The following is a 13853-nucleotide window of genomic DNA, read 5'->3' on the forward strand; positions in this document are numbered from 1 at the left end:
GGGAGGACATCACCTCTGTCATGCGCAGCGGTCAGGGTTTCCCAGACTGAAGAATCCCGCGTTGTCCATCCCCCCTAACCCCCCTTTGAAAGGGGGGAATAGAAGGGCAACGTCGGGAGTATGTCAACGTTTACATCCTAACATATTATGGTGAAACCACAAAATTGATTGGTTTTCATGCCCTAGCTCCTCTAATAGCTGCCACTAGGCTCCGCCAACGGGAGAGCGCGGGTCTTCAACCAACGTTGAGATAAAAAAAGCGAGGACATAGTTCTCGCTTTCCCATCGCCATTAATCTAGATGAATGATTCTCTTTATCACAAATTCAAGTTAATGTCAACTACACTGACATAGGAGTAGAACTAGATGCGGCCAACTCCTGTAAACGCTCCTGTTGGTCTTGAGTAATGCAAGCTTGAACCACATTTTCTATATCTCCCTCTAGAAGTGGTGCGAGAGAAAAGTTCTGATTCAAACGATGATCCGTCGCCCGATTGTCCTTATAATTATAAGTACGAATTTTTTCAGAACGAGAACCAGTACCTACTTGCGATCGCCTCATAGAACTCACTTCTGCTTGTTGCTCCTGCAACTTAATCTCATAAAGTTTAGCTCGCAAAATCTGCATTGCCCGCTCTCTGTTCTGTAGCTGACTCCGTTCCTGGGTACAAAAAATCCTAATTCCAGTAGGCTTATGAAACAAGTCTACAGCAGTTTCAACCTTGTTCACATTTTGTCCACCAGCTCCACCAGAACGAGCAGTTGACAATTCAATATCTTTCTGATCTATTTCAACTTCCACATCGTCCACCTCTGGCATAATGGCCACTGTTGCTGTTGAAGTATGTACTCTCCCACCCGCTTCTGTCACTGGCACCCTTTGAACCCGATGAACTCCTGCTTCAAACTTCAGCTTACTGTAAACCTGCTCCCCTTTAATTTCTAAAATTGCCTCTTTAAAACCACCCATATCTGCTAAAGACTCACTCAGCAAACTCACCTTCCAGTTTTGTGTCTCTGAGTAGCGGGAATACATTCTCACCAGATCCCCTGCCCAAATACTGGCCTCATCTCCTCCAGTACCAGCTCTAATCTCCAACATAATATTCTTATCATCGTTGGGGTCTCGTGGAAGTAGAGCAATTTTCATTTGAGTTTCCAGAGATTCTAACTTAACTTCCAACTCGTCCACTTCCAACTTAGCCATCTCTTGCATCTCTAAGTCGCCACCAGCTTCTTTCAATATTTCCTTAGCACCTGCTAATTCTTCCTGAGCATTTTTCCAATCTACATAATGATTTACCACTTCTTCTAGGGAAGAGCGTGCTTTAGCTACTTTTTGGAACTCGCTGGGGTCTTTAGCAATATCTGGATCGGCCAAACGCAGAGTCAATTCATTATAGGTTTGCTCTACAGATTTTAATTTGTCCAGTAAATATGTTTCAGCCATTGTCAGTTGTCCTTTGTCTAATATTAGTGTTTTATTTGTAGGGGATTTTATTGGATATTTTCATGTTAATTGTTGCCTGTAATATTTGACCTAAACATTCAGCTAGAGTGCAAATAATCAATAATTTCTTCTCAGGTTAAAGGAGGGTACTAAAGTCGTAACTTTTAATTATCCCTCAATTTCAAGGGTTGCTTTTACCAGAAGCCCGAAGGGCTTAAGTAAGGAGTAATGAGTCATGAGTAAGGAGTAATGAGTCATAAGTAAAATCAAGCCCGTTGATGTTGGTTTAAAGCCTCTTTATTCATAAAGAAAAATTCAAAAAATGATGAATTTTTTGAATCCTCTGACTTCAGGCAGAGGTATTACTTACTTATTACTTATTACTTAATACTTATTACTTGTGAACTCTTTAAGTGATAGCTAATAGCTTATGGATGAATACTTACTATTTGACAGACAACTAATTAAGGACAATTGACATTCTAGCTATTTTTTACCTTTACTTTTTTTCGATTTAGATTTACTAGATGCTTTAGATGATTTAGTAGATTTAGAGCCACCACCCTCTTGTTTACTATATTTACGCATAAATCTTTCAACCCTTCCTTCAGTATCAATAATTTTCTGAGTACCTGTAAAATAGGGATGATTTCCCGACCAAACATCAACATGAATTTCCGGTTGTGTAGAACCAACTGTCATTACAACTTCACCGTTACAATAAACTTTGGCTTCTGGATACCATTCAGGATGAATACCAGTTTTAGGCATTTTCTTTACTCTTTGAATTACAAATGTTTTCTTGACTCTTAATTGTTGTAACTTAATTCTACAAAAAATTTAATTAATCAACAGAGCTTGTAAGTTTATAGACAAATATTCATTACTTAAGTCACGTAGGATAGGTGTTATCCGTATGGGGAATTACTCCTAATCCCTATATAGATAATTGATAATTTATAATGGATAATTATTTAGAGTAGAAAATTCTTGTACGAAAAACTTTCACCCTTGTTTATATCTAAAAAATCAACTTTTTGTAGATACTTAAGTTTAGCAGACTAATTCATTATCCATTATCCATTATCCATTATCCATTATCCATTAAAGAATATATCACCGTTTGGAGTATTGAGATGCTTTACGAGCCTTCCGTAGACCATACTTTTTCCGTTCTTTAGCACGGGGATCGCGAGTCAAATATCCTTCTATCTTCAGAGGTTTACGATTTTCTGGATCTAACTGGCACAAGGCCCTAGCCACACCCAATCTAATTGACTCAGCTTGTCCCGTTAACCCGCCTCCTGTCGCTTTAACTAGAATGTCATATTCATTTTCCAAACCTAACGTTTCTAGTGGAGCTTTAGCAGATGATAAATAATTATGATTATACTGTAGGTACAATTCTCCTTCTTTACCATTAATAATCAATTTACCCGTACCCGGAACTAAACGTACTGATGCTACCGAAGACTTACGACGACCAGTACCCCAGTACATAGCACGGCCACTTTCTGTTGCTTGCATTATTTTTCTCCTGCTATACAATACCTATACAATTCTGGCACTCAGGGTAGTAAAACCTGGGTTTTGCCAGTCAAAGATGTTTGTTTCTTGCTTCAACCTGGGAGGCCGACCTCTTCCAGTTCACAAGCGTAAATTCGGGCACAGCCTTCCCTATTTTTTTGATTAACTTTCCCATAATGAGATAACACCAGTGCCGTATTCTGGTCTCGGTCTATTCTTTATTCCACAATGAGGGCATACTATAGTACGGTCTCTTAACTTTAATTCGTATTGAAATAGGACCGCAATTATGACAAGTTTTCGATGATGGAAACCACTGGTTAGCTACCACTACTGTCCCACCAGAGCTTACGATTTTGGTTGTCAATCGTTGCCGAAACTTATAAAATCCTTACCTGACTATAGATTTAGTTATTTTTATCCTCCTGGAATAGTTTTAATAGTTAATGTTTCAGGTTTTTGAGCTTCGTGAGGGTGGTCAGGCCCTGGATAAACCTTTAATTTGTTGTGAAGTTTTCTGCCTAGAGAATTTTTAGGAAGCATTCCAAAAACTGCCTCCTCAATAATTCTTTGAGGTAAACGAGCTTGTAATTTAGAAAAAACTTCTGTTTTCATACCACCTGGTCTTCCAGAGTGGCGACGATAAAGTTTCTGACTACTTTTATTACCAGTTACAGTTACTTTTTCAGCATTAACTACAATTACAAAGTCTCCTGTATCCAGATGTGGAGTATAAGTAGGCTTATTTTTACCCCTAATAATCATAGCAATAGCAGTAGCCAATCTCCCTAAACGCTGACCTTCAGCATCAATAACATACCATTTTTTGCCATCAACATCCTGTGGTGGCAAGTAAGTTTTATTTGTCATTTTCTTTGTTAGTTATTGTTTTTGAATTGTTTATATTTCTATTTACTTAATATTTGACAAATATAGCCATAAGAAATCATTTGTGAGAAAAAACTGTAGGGGTTTGGTCTCCAAACCCAAGAACCAAGGGATTTGGAGACCAAACCCCTACGATAAAATCTTACAACATAAGCGCGGATTGCTATAGCGCTACAATTGATAAATTACCTATTCACTAGCTATCAGTTTTTAGCATTCACGACTTATACAGAAACCAGGTTATGATATGAGGGTTGCGTAATTTGAACAACAACTCAACACATTAATATCTTTCCCCCCTATTCCCTACTCCCTCTTTTCAAATTAACCAAAGATAAATTTAGGCATACTATCGTACCAAACTTCTTGAGGAAAAGGAAACTCTGGATAACCAACCCGCAATAAACAAAGACCACTAGCTGGAGCTGAGTGCTTCACAACCTCCCTTCTTTGATTAACCCAAATATCTGTAAAACTGGAGAGCGATCGCTCTTTTTGACCCACTTGAATCAGCAACCCCACCAATAAACGCATCATCCCATACAAAAATCCACTTGCTTGAACCTCTATATGGATAAATGGACCCTCCCTTTCACACATTACTTCTTGTACATCTACCCAAGAATGGGGACGAGAAGAGCCAGCTCTTTGAAAAGCAGCCAAATGATGACGGCCAATTAAAGGATTCAAAGCTGCTTGAATCAATTGTGAGTCTAAAGAAGCTTGATAGTAATGCCAAACAAAAGGCATCACAAACAAATTTGGTCGTTTATCTGTATAAATAGTATAACGATAACGTCGCCAAACAGCCGTAAACCGGGAGTGCCAAGTAGAATCTACTCTAGCCGAACCTCTAATCAAAATATCATTAGCCAGTCGTGAATTGAGAATAGTAGCCCACTTATGAGCAGGGATAGGGCCTGAAACATCAAAATGAGCCACTTGAGCTGCTGCATGAACTCCCGCATCTGTTCTACCCGCCCCATGTAAAGTCACAGGTTTGTTAATTACAGAAGCAATAGTATTCTCAATCTCCTCTTGGACAGTTCGTTGATTTGGCTGTCTTTGCCACCCATGAAAATGAGTACCTTGGTATTGAATCACAAGGGCAACACGCTGAACTAAAGTTTGGTTATTAGCCATGGGAGAATTGCCAATTTCTAAAGCATCACTAGCTATCAGCTTTTAGCATTCAGCTATCAGCTTTTATCACTGGGGTTAAATTCCTTTCTAAAGTTTAGAAAGTAATCTTGCTGACTGCTGATTGCTAACCGCTTTTTAAATGGTAAAATTAACCTTTTCTAGATTCCCACTGCCTGTTACCATAAATCTCAAACCAGTTCAATAATTGCCATTTCTGCATTATCTCCACGACGGCGAATAGTCCTCAAAACACGGGTATAACCTCCATTGCGAGAACCATATCTTTCTTCTGCCCCATCAAATAAAGCGTGAACTAGCTGTTTATCATAGAGATAACCCATAGCGCGACGGCGAGCTGCTAAGGAACCATCCTTGGCCAAAGTAATCATTCTTTCAACTTCTGACTGTACAGCTTTAGCACGGGTTTTTGTGGTAGTAATTCGACCATGACGAATTAATTGAGTTGCCAGAGAGCGCAGTAGAGCGCGACGCTGGTCTGTTGGCCTACCTAACTTGGGAACACGACAACTATGACGCATGACTACTTTGAATACTTATTGCAAAAATTTGAATTAAATAAATTCAAGAAATATTTAGGAAATGTCTATAATTAGTTTCTAGCCTACTTTGACTAAAGGTAATAGCATTTCCGATTATTGACGTTTCTTTCTCTCTAAGTAGCCTTAACTACTTTTTCTTGGGGTAAAGTTATTCCCAAACGCTTTTGTAAAGCTTCTATAACTTCTTCTGCAGATTTTTGACCAAAGTTTTTGATTTCTAACAAATCTTCTTGACTGTAATCTAACAAGTCTGCAACTGAATTGATTTGAGCCCTTTTTAGACAGTTATAAGCGCGAACCGATAATTGTAATTCCTCTATTGGAATCTGACTTGTTGGATCTGTCGGTTCTCCTGATGGAATATCTGCCATATTGGTAATATCTTTCAGAGGTTCAAACAAACTCATTAAGATACCAGCAGCATTACTCAAGGCATCTTGAGGGCTATAACTGCCATTAGTCCAAACCTCCATAATTAGTCGGTCTTGTTCGACAGAACCGCCTATATTCGCATCCTCAATCGTATAGTTAACTTTACGAACTGGCATAAAAATAGCATCTATTTGCAGAAAATCCAAAGCCGTTATATCATCACGACTACGATCTACTGCTTTATAACCAGTTCCCTTTTCAATTCTAAATTCCATCTCCAGAACCGATCCTGGCGATAGAGTAGCGATATATTGACTGCGATCTATTACTTCAACTTCTGAAGGAACGTCAAAGCGATCGGCAGTTACTGTTGCTGGTCCTTCTACCCGCAATCTACCAATTTGTGGTTGATGAGAATGACTTTTGAGAACAACCTCTTTCATATTCAGCAGAATTTCTAGAACATCTTCTCTTACCCCCTTAATTGTGGCAAATTCGTGATTAACTCCAGCTATCCTGACTGATGTAACGGATGTTCCTTCTAAGTTAGATAGCAGAACTCGCCTCAGTGCATTTCCTACTGTTGTACCTTGACCACGAGCTAGTGGTTCTATAATAAATTTTCCGTACTGACTTCTATCTTTGTCAGTTCTCGACTCTACACACTCGTAATGAAATTGCGCCACGGAGTAACCTCCCTTTTCCATTGAACCTAGAGTTAATAATTGTGATTAGACTCTACGCCGTTTTGGTGGACGGCAACCATTATGAGGAATTGGGGTAATATCTCTAATTAAAGTTATTTCTAAACCCGCTCCCTGTAAAGCCCTAATTGCGGTTTCTCTTCCTGCTCCAGGGCCACTTACCATTACCTGCACCTGGCGCATTCCTTGATCGTTAGCTCGACGTGCTGCGCTTTCTGCTGCTGTCTGTGCTGCAAAGGGAGTGCCTTTTTTAGCCCCTTTAAAACCACTCGAACCTGCGGAGGCCCAAGAAATTACTTCACCATTTAGGTCAGCAATAGTTACAATTGTATTATTAAAGGTAGACTGGATGTAAGCTACCCCATTGGGCACATTCTTTTTTTGTTTTTTTGGACCTGTTTTTTTGCCTGGTTGTCGTGCCATATCTATCTCTATGAGTGGGATATCAGGTTAATAATGTACTTTTTTTACAACAAGTAGACTAACTTCTAATTTCATAAGAATTTTTTGGAGTATTCTAATAACTATAGTTATTAAATCCTTACTGAGTAGAAATAATTTTATTGGTTTTAGATTACAGAATCTGTTAGCTATTTACTTTGCTTGCTTGGCTATTAAATTTTGAATATTATAATAGTCTTAAATACTAGCAACAACCTTTAACATATATAGTCAACTTGTTGATTTGATGATTTTTGTTTTTAGGTAAAATTTTTTTACACTCAATATCAAACTATGAGCTATGAGTCTAAAATTCCTACAAAAGTCAAAATAGCTAATCTTCCAGTTTTACCTCCTTGGAAATTTTTCTTACCTAAGTCTATAAAATTAACCACGAATATATTTATATATATATCCTGGATAATAGCTATCACCAGACAAGAATAATTGACTTTTCATTCTTAGCAATTTCATTTAATTAACCTGTTGTCAATCTGACTCAGTTATAACGCTATAATTAAATGTCAATTATTCACAATATCAGCTAGTTGGCTTGAATTAACAGTATGATTTTTTGTACTTTAAGTTAGCTATATACAATATAAAATTGAGAAATAGGTAGACAATATTATTAAATAATACTCATTACTCAAACTACAAATCAATTTGACTCAAAGTTTGTTTAATTAAAATATTATTAATAATCTTGGTGGTATAGCTAAGAAAGAATTGGTTAGGACATCAACTGATGATGAATCTCAGACTAGGAAATGTTTTTCATGCCTGTTCCCTGTTCCCTGTTCCCTGTTCCCTGCTATATCAATAGCTTCCCAAAATATACATACAAGCAAGCTTCTACTTCTTAGCACTAGCTTTTTTCTTACCAGCTACAGTTCGACGTACACCTCTACGAGTTCTTGCATTAGTGCGAGTTCGTTGTCCTCTAACTGGTAAACCCATCCTGTGTCGGCGACCTCGATAAGTACCAATATCCATCAATCGCTTGATGCTCATGGCTTCCAATCTTCTGAGGTCTCCTTCAACTTCATAATTCTCTTGGACTTCAGAACGAAGTGCTGCTACATCGGCGTCACTTAAATCCTTGACACGGGTATCAGGATTTACACCTGTTTCAGCTAAAATGTCCTGGGACCGAGATAGTCCGATTCCATAGATGTATGTCAGACCAATTTCTATACGCTTATCGCGTGGGAGGTCTACCCCAGCAATTCGTGCCACTTTTACTTTTCTCCGTGAGCTTTAGATAAAATTTACATCAGCTTGATGAGTATGCACTAATATACTCTAATGTCTGTGTCTAAGTATGTTTAACCTTGACGTTGTTTATGTTTGGGGTTAACACATATCACCATTACTCGTCCTCGACGACGAATCACGCGACACTTTTCACAAATTTTTTTGACGGATGCTCTTACTTTCATGCCTTTTTTGGCAACACTACAAATTTAATATTATATCATTTAATATGTTTTTAGCAACTATATTAAAGCTCTACGAATCTGACAAAATATTGAGTAGATTTGACAATTCCTACTTTTTCCGAAGTCGATAGGTAATTCGGCCTTTTGTCAAATCGTAGGGCGTTAACTCTACCTTGACTCGATCGCCTGGTAGAATTTTGATGTAGTTGCGACGGATTTTACCGGAAATATGAGCTAGTACATTAAACCCATTATCCAAATCTACCCTGAACATGGCATTAGGAAGGGATTCCGTCACTGTTCCCTCCATTTCTATGAGATCTTGTTTAGACAACTTTTAATAACCTCAATCCTGCAAGTAAGCAATTTAGTTTGGGAACAGACTGTATATTTCAGGTAATTCCCTTAACATATCTTATCAAAATTTTTTGATTTTTAGAGGTTATTTAGCATGAGGGATAATATTTCTACAAATATTTAAGTAGGTGAGTGTAATTATCCGTGGGGAAATTTGACAAAAATTTAAGTAGGTTTGATATTTTCTACTTTTTTCGGAGTCGATAAGCGATTCTCCCTTTTGTCAAATCGTAGATTGTTAACTCTACTTTGACTCGATCGCCTGGTCGAATTTTGACGTTACGGCGGATTTTACTGGAAAAATGGGCTAATATATTAGAACCATTATCCAAGTCTACCCTGAACAGACGATTAGGTAGGCATTCCGTCACTGTTCCCTCTATTTCTATTAGATCTTGTTTAGCCAATTTTTAGCAATCTCAAACCTGCCAAGTTACTTCAGATTGATTTCTCAACTGCTTGTTTGAGAGAATTAGTCACAACATCAACAGAATGATTTCCATCTATGCTAATTAACTGTTGACGTCCTTGATAAAACTCTATCAAAGGTTGTGTTTGTTGATAATAAACTTGTAAACGATTTTTAATAGTTTCTTCGTTATCATCTTGACGTCCCCTTGATAACAAACGAGCTACTAAAATATCATCCGGCACTTGTAAATTAATGACGTTAAAAGAATTGCTAATTTTAGCTTCTTCTCCTTCAGTATCATTTTCATTTGTACCTGTAGACAAAAGTTTTTTGACAAACTCCTCTGCCTGAGTTACAGTTCGGGGAAAGCCATCTAGAATCCAACCATTCTGAGCATCAGGATTTTCCAGTCTTTTTTGAACCATATCAAGGATAAGTTCGTCGGGGACTAAATCTCCTTGATCCATATATTCTTTAGCTTGAATACCTAAAGGAGATTTTTCTGCTACATTAGTGCGCAAAATATCACCCGTAGAAATGTGAGGAACTTGGTAAGACTCTGCTATTATTTGAGCTTGTGTTCCTTTCCCTGCTCCTGGTGGACCCAAAAATACCAATTTGACCACTATTGCTTCACCATTCCTTCGTATCTTTGGGAGATAACATAAGTTTGAATTTGTTTGGCTGTATCTATTGCTACACCTACTAGAATTAATAGAGAAGTAGCTCCTAATCCTCTAAATGTAGGTACACGAGTGGCACTTTCTACTGCGGTAGGAACTATTGCTACTAAACCCAGGAAAATAGCTCCCAGGAAAGTCAACCTATTCAAAACTTTCTCTATATAGTCACTGGTAGTTTTACCTGGACGAATACCTGGAATACTTGCCCCCATTTTCTTCAGGTTTTGGGACATATCTACTGGATTCATAATTAGGGAAGCGTAGAAGTAACTGAAGAACAAGATCAAAACGAAATAAAATAAAGCATATAACCAGGGTGTAGGACCACTAGGACTAATAGCAGTAGCAATCTGAGATATGATCTGATTGTTGGCAAACTGAGCTAAAGATACAGGTAATATCAAAACTGCTGAAGCAAAAATAATTGGCATTACCCCACCTTGGTTCAATCGTAAAGGTAGATAACTTTTTGTTTCCCTATACAATTTTCTACCTACTTGACGACGAGCTGAAAGTATAGGTATCCTGCGACTTCCCTCTTGTACAAATACAATACCCACAATCATCACCAAGAATACCAGCAGCAAAACAATTGCCCGGCCAACGATCGCTCGGTCTCCTCCTTCAAACAACTTAATAGTATCGCCTAATGACTGAGGCAGTACAGCAACAATGTTCACAAAAATCAGTAAGGATGCCCCATTTCCAATACCTCTTTCTGTGATTAATTCTGATATCCACATCACAAACATTGAACCTGCTGTAATTGCCAAAATGGTTTTGGCAATAAATAGAGGCCCTGGATTAGTTGCTACCGTTACCAGTTCCCCATTAATATTTACAGATGAGCTATTAAGATATATTGATAAACCAAAGCTTTGTAAAACCGACCAACCCAATGCCACATAGCGAGTAATCTGAGAAATCTTGCGACGTCCTGCCTCCCCTTCATTTTTCTGCAAGTTTTCTAAAGTTGGTAGGGCTGCGGTCATCAATTGAATAATGATTGATGCGTTAATATAGGGTATGATTCCTAATGCAAAGATACCTAATGCTGAAAAACCACCACCAGAAAAAAGGTCGAGGAATCCAGTCAAAGCCTGATCTCCAATTCTAGCTTGAAAAGCTGTTCTATTTATTCCTGGTACTGGTAAATAAACACCTAAGCGCACCAGCAGAAGTAAACCTATTGTTACTAGAATTCGTCCTCGTAATCCGGCTGCTTGGGCCATCTGCAAGAATGTCTCTTGAGCAGTTGGTGCCTTGTCTCTACTAATGTCCATATTTATTGAGGATTTGATTATATTTTTGATTTTAGCAAAGTTTGGTATAATTCTTTGCTTTCTGATCTATTAGTTATCTTGCCCCTCTGTTGAGTCTTCATTAGAGATAGTAGTTTTAGCAGTGCCAATTTGTTCACAACTGCCACCCGCCGCTTCTATTTTGCTCCGAGCTGAAGCTGTAAAAGCTGCTGCACAAACCTTAAGTGCGACGTTCAACTCTCCATCTCCCAAGATTTTAAGTGGACCGTCGTTAGTAGTAATAATTCCCAGTTCCATTAGGGAAGTAAGAGTTACTTGTGTATTTGCCGGCAATGATGACAACTTACTCACATTTATAATTGTGTATTGTTTCCGATTTACCATCGGAAAACTTTTTAATTTTGGCAAGCGACGATAGAGAGGATTTTGGCCACCTTCAAAACCAGGTCTGGTACTGCTACCAGAGCGAGATTTTTGACCGCGCATTCCTTTACCGCAGCTTGCACCTTGGCCTGCGGAGATTCCCCGACCTACTCTACGACCGCGCTGTTGGGAACCTTTTTTTGGAATTGCATCTTTTAATCGCATATTTATTAATCTTTTTAGCTGTTAATTTACTGCATGAAAACTTAGCTATTATAGCAGTCGGCATTACCAGTTCAACTGACTTATGACTTTTTTTTTACCGGAAAATCAAGGTTTAAAGCCTCTTCTTTCAACTTGAAAAAAATCCTTTCCAGTAATCCTCTTCTTTTTAAGAAGAGGTAATAATTAATTATTAGTTGTTAATTATTAATTATTGACCATTAGTCTAGTTTGAAACTAAACATATAAATTTTCTATAGGTACATCTCGCTCTTGAGCTACATCTGCTAATGTTCTCAAAGAATCCAAAGCGTTAACAGCAGCTCTAGCATTATTTAATGGATTATTAGATCCTAATTGTTTAGCTAGTATATTCTGAACGCCTGCAAGTTCTAGAACTGTTCTGACAGCTCCTCCGGCAATAACTCCTGTACCTGGTGCTGCAGGTCGCATCATTACTTTAGCTCCACCACCAATACCATTGACAGGGTGAGGAATAGAGTTAGATTTAGTCAGTGGGACTTCTATGATATGTTTTTTCCCATCAGCAACTCCTTTCCGTACAGCACCGATAACATCTGCTGCCTTACCCACTCCAACACCTACTTGGCCCTTTTCGTTGCCTACTATGACAATAGCTCGGAAACTCAGGTTCTTACCACCTTTTACAACTTTGGTGACTCGGCGAATTTGAACAACTCTTTCTTGCCATTCAGCTTCTTTTTCTCTAGTGCGGGGATTTTTTTTCCGACGTTGTTGTTGTTGTTGCTGCTGTTCTGCCATAGTTATTACCTTTTGTCAACTTCATTATTTTTTTTTGTAATACAGAAAAGAGAAAGTAGGGAGTAGGGGATAGGGGAAAATAATTTATGAATATGAGTACAATAATTGATATTATTTTTTATTGTTGGAGATGTCTAATAATGCTAATGCTAGATTAGCGATAGAACTCAGTTCCGAGGTGCGCGACCGCAAAAATTTATTCTCCTAATAACTTCTTTCTCCCTCCTGACTCCTGACTCCTGACTCCTGACTCCTACATTCATAATATTAGAAGTCTAACCCAGCTTCACGAGCTGCTTCAGCTAAGGCTTTGACTCGACCATGATAAAGGTTGCCACCACGGTCAAAAACTACTTTTTCTATTCCTTTTTCTAGCGATCGCTTGGCAATTAATTTACCTATTTCTATAGAAGCATCACAGTTACCACCAGATTTAATGCTTGACTTAACTTCTGCTTCTACAGTCGAGGCTGCAACCAAGGTATGCTGTTTAGTATCATCAATTATTTGTGCATAAATATGCATATTCGAGCGAAATACTGATAGTCTAGGACGTTCTGGAGTCCCAAACACCTTTTTTCTGACTCGGCGATGTCGCTTTCTAATTGAGTCTTGACGAGTGTACTTCATTGTTTATTTTTTACCTGATTTACCCGCTTTGAGCTTAATCATTTCTCCGGCATAACGAATGCCTTTTCCTTTATATACTTCTGGTGGACGGACAGCACGAATTCTAGCTGCAGTATTTCCCACCAGTTCTTTACTAATACCATTAACAATTACGTTGGTATTATTTTCTACCGCTACCTGGATACCTTCAGGAGCAGGCATTTCGACTGGTTTACTGTAACCCACATTTAAGATCAAAGTCTTGCCTTGAACTTGGGCACGATAACCTACACCTTGAATCGATAGTCGTTTTTCATATCCTTTAGATACACCTTCTACCATATTGGCAACGAGGGTGCGACAAAGACCATATCGCTGACGTGCCCGGCGAGACTCTTCTTGTGGTTTAACAATAATAGTCTCTTCTTGTTGTTCCACTGCTATCTCAGGTGGCAATACCCTAGAAAGTTCACCTTTCGGGCCTTTTACTGTTACTTTTTGACCCTCAATGGTAATGGTTACTTTTTTAGGTATCGGGATTGGAAGTTTACCAATTCGTGACATAACTTTTTTTATATTTAGGTTGCTAGCTGTTTTTTTGTTTGGCTTAATGAATATAGAAATCAAGAATAATT

At 38.3% G+C, this 13853-nt stretch carries 18 protein-coding genes and 1 pseudogene; all 19 read right to left on the reverse strand.

Going from position 1 to position 13853, the window contains the following annotated elements:
* Nucleotides 1-340: 340 nt before the first annotated feature.
* The 19 genes and pseudogenes from prfA to rplF all read right to left on the reverse strand — a co-directional run bounded on the left by prfA (nucleotide 341) and on the right by rplF (nucleotide 13782).
* Complete coding sequence (gene prfA / locus F6K40_RS22825) at nucleotides 341-1450, reverse strand: peptide chain release factor 1 (protein WP_293139397.1); 1110 nt, start codon at nucleotides 1448-1450, stop codon at nucleotides 341-343.
* Nucleotides 1451-1936: 486 nt separating this feature from the next.
* Nucleotides 1937-2221 carry a 50S ribosomal protein L31 gene (gene rpmE, locus F6K40_RS22830; protein WP_293139398.1) on the reverse strand — a complete coding sequence of 95 codons (285 nt, stop codon included), beginning with the start codon at nucleotides 2219-2221 and terminating at the stop codon, nucleotides 1937-1939.
* Between the two features lie 345 nt (nucleotides 2222-2566).
* On the reverse strand, nucleotides 2567-2977 hold the full coding sequence (gene rpsI / locus F6K40_RS22835; RefSeq protein WP_293139399.1) for a 30S ribosomal protein S9: 411 nt from the start codon (nucleotides 2975-2977) through the stop codon (nucleotides 2567-2569).
* Between the two features lie 211 nt (nucleotides 2978-3188).
* A pseudogene (locus F6K40_RS40985) lies at nucleotides 3189-3353 on the reverse strand (zinc ribbon domain-containing protein); the annotation flags it as partial.
* Nucleotides 3354-3394: 41 nt separating this feature from the next.
* A complete protein-coding gene (gene rplM / locus F6K40_RS22840) occupies nucleotides 3395-3847 on the reverse strand; it encodes a 50S ribosomal protein L13 (RefSeq protein ID WP_293139400.1) in 453 nt (150 codons plus the stop codon).
* A gap of 342 nt (nucleotides 3848-4189) precedes the next feature.
* Entirely contained in the window at nucleotides 4190-5008 is an 819-nt protein-coding gene (gene truA, locus F6K40_RS22845) for a tRNA pseudouridine(38-40) synthase TruA (protein WP_293139401.1), read from the reverse strand.
* Between the two features lie 188 nt (nucleotides 5009-5196).
* On the reverse strand, nucleotides 5197-5547 hold the full coding sequence (gene rplQ / locus F6K40_RS22850) for a 50S ribosomal protein L17 (RefSeq protein WP_293139402.1): 351 nt from the start codon (nucleotides 5545-5547) through the stop codon (nucleotides 5197-5199).
* 134 nt (nucleotides 5548-5681) lie between these two features.
* Nucleotides 5682-6626, reverse strand: a complete 945-nt coding sequence (locus F6K40_RS22855) for a DNA-directed RNA polymerase subunit alpha (protein WP_365672461.1) — start codon at nucleotides 6624-6626, stop codon at nucleotides 5682-5684.
* A 45-nt stretch (nucleotides 6627-6671) separates the two neighbouring features.
* Nucleotides 6672-7067: a 30S ribosomal protein S11 gene (gene rpsK / locus F6K40_RS22860; RefSeq protein WP_094675128.1), complete on the reverse strand. Its 396-nt coding sequence runs from the start codon at nucleotides 7065-7067 to the stop codon at nucleotides 6672-6674.
* A gap of 873 nt (nucleotides 7068-7940) precedes the next feature.
* Entirely contained in the window at nucleotides 7941-8324 is a 384-nt protein-coding gene (rpsM, locus tag F6K40_RS22865) for a 30S ribosomal protein S13 (RefSeq protein ID WP_293139404.1), read from the reverse strand.
* An 89-nt stretch (nucleotides 8325-8413) separates the two neighbouring features.
* Entirely contained in the window at nucleotides 8414-8527 is a 114-nt protein-coding gene (gene rpmJ / locus F6K40_RS22870; RefSeq protein WP_011612502.1) for a 50S ribosomal protein L36, read from the reverse strand.
* A gap of 109 nt (nucleotides 8528-8636) precedes the next feature.
* Nucleotides 8637-8861: a translation initiation factor IF-1 gene (gene infA, locus F6K40_RS22875; RefSeq protein WP_006276978.1), complete on the reverse strand. Its 225-nt coding sequence runs from the start codon at nucleotides 8859-8861 to the stop codon at nucleotides 8637-8639.
* Nucleotides 8862-9069: 208 nt separating this feature from the next.
* Nucleotides 9070-9291 carry a translation initiation factor IF-1 gene (gene infA / locus F6K40_RS22880; protein ID WP_293139405.1) on the reverse strand — a complete coding sequence of 74 codons (222 nt, stop codon included), beginning with the start codon at nucleotides 9289-9291 and terminating at the stop codon, nucleotides 9070-9072.
* Between the two features lie 31 nt (nucleotides 9292-9322).
* Nucleotides 9323-9922: an adenylate kinase gene (locus F6K40_RS22885; protein ID WP_293139406.1), complete on the reverse strand. Its 600-nt coding sequence runs from the start codon at nucleotides 9920-9922 to the stop codon at nucleotides 9323-9325.
* On the reverse strand, nucleotides 9922-11262 hold the full coding sequence (gene secY, locus F6K40_RS22890) for a preprotein translocase subunit SecY (RefSeq protein WP_293139407.1): 1341 nt from the start codon (nucleotides 11260-11262) through the stop codon (nucleotides 9922-9924). The genes F6K40_RS22885 and secY overlap by 1 nt, the downstream gene beginning before the upstream one ends.
* Nucleotides 11263-11331: 69 nt before the next feature.
* The gene (gene rplO, locus F6K40_RS22895) at nucleotides 11332-11829 is read right to left on the reverse strand and encodes a 50S ribosomal protein L15 (protein ID WP_293139408.1); all 498 of its coding nucleotides are present in this window, start codon (nucleotides 11827-11829) and stop codon (nucleotides 11332-11334) included.
* Nucleotides 11830-12063: 234 nt separating this feature from the next.
* Nucleotides 12064-12609, reverse strand: coding sequence for a 30S ribosomal protein S5 (rpsE, locus tag F6K40_RS22900; RefSeq protein ID WP_293139409.1), 546 nt, complete (start codon nucleotides 12607-12609; stop codon nucleotides 12064-12066).
* Between the two features lie 267 nt (nucleotides 12610-12876).
* Nucleotides 12877-13239, reverse strand: a complete 363-nt coding sequence (gene rplR, locus F6K40_RS22905; RefSeq protein ID WP_293139410.1) for a 50S ribosomal protein L18 — start codon at nucleotides 13237-13239, stop codon at nucleotides 12877-12879.
* Between the two features lie 3 nt (nucleotides 13240-13242).
* Nucleotides 13243-13782: a 50S ribosomal protein L6 gene (gene rplF, locus F6K40_RS22910; RefSeq protein ID WP_293139411.1), complete on the reverse strand. Its 540-nt coding sequence runs from the start codon at nucleotides 13780-13782 to the stop codon at nucleotides 13243-13245.
* Nucleotides 13783-13853 lie beyond the last annotated feature (71 nt).

Origin of the sequence: Okeania sp. SIO3I5 (genome assembly GCF_010672085.1) — a bacterium.
GTDB lineage: Bacteria > Cyanobacteriota > Cyanobacteriia > Cyanobacteriales > Microcoleaceae > Trichodesmium.

Bases quoted from the DNA above. Each gene is read 5' to 3' on its own strand.
- prfA (WP_293139397.1), bottom strand. From the start codon at position 1,450: ATGGCTGAAACATATTTACTGGACAAATTAAAATCTGTAGAGCAAACC.
- rpmE (WP_293139398.1), bottom strand. From the start codon at position 2,221: ATGCCTAAAACTGGTATTCATCCTGAATGGTATCCAGAAGCCAAAGTT.
- rpsI (WP_293139399.1), bottom strand. From the start codon at position 2,977: ATGCAAGCAACAGAAAGTGGCCGTGCTATGTACTGGGGTACTGGTCGT.
- rplM (WP_293139400.1), bottom strand. From the start codon at position 3,847: ATGACAAATAAAACTTACTTGCCACCACAGGATGTTGATGGCAAAAAA.
- truA (WP_293139401.1), bottom strand. From the start codon at position 5,008: ATGGCTAATAACCAAACTTTAGTTCAGCGTGTTGCCCTTGTGATTCAA.
- rplQ (WP_293139402.1), bottom strand. From the start codon at position 5,547: ATGCGTCATAGTTGTCGTGTTCCCAAGTTAGGTAGGCCAACAGACCAG.
- rpsK (WP_094675128.1), bottom strand. From the start codon at position 7,067: ATGGCACGACAACCAGGCAAAAAAACAGGTCCAAAAAAACAAAAAAAG.
- rpmJ (WP_011612502.1), bottom strand. From the start codon at position 8,527: ATGAAAGTAAGAGCATCCGTCAAAAAAATTTGTGAAAAGTGTCGCGTG.
- secY (WP_293139407.1), bottom strand. From the start codon at position 11,262: ATGGACATTAGTAGAGACAAGGCACCAACTGCTCAAGAGACATTCTTG.
- rplO (WP_293139408.1), bottom strand. From the start codon at position 11,829: ATGCGATTAAAAGATGCAATTCCAAAAAAAGGTTCCCAACAGCGCGGT.
- rpsE (WP_293139409.1), bottom strand. From the start codon at position 12,609: ATGGCAGAACAGCAGCAACAACAACAACAACGTCGGAAAAAAAATCCC.
- rplR (WP_293139410.1), bottom strand. From the start codon at position 13,239: ATGAAGTACACTCGTCAAGACTCAATTAGAAAGCGACATCGCCGAGTC.
- rplF (WP_293139411.1), bottom strand. From the start codon at position 13,782: ATGTCACGAATTGGTAAACTTCCAATCCCGATACCTAAAAAAGTAACC.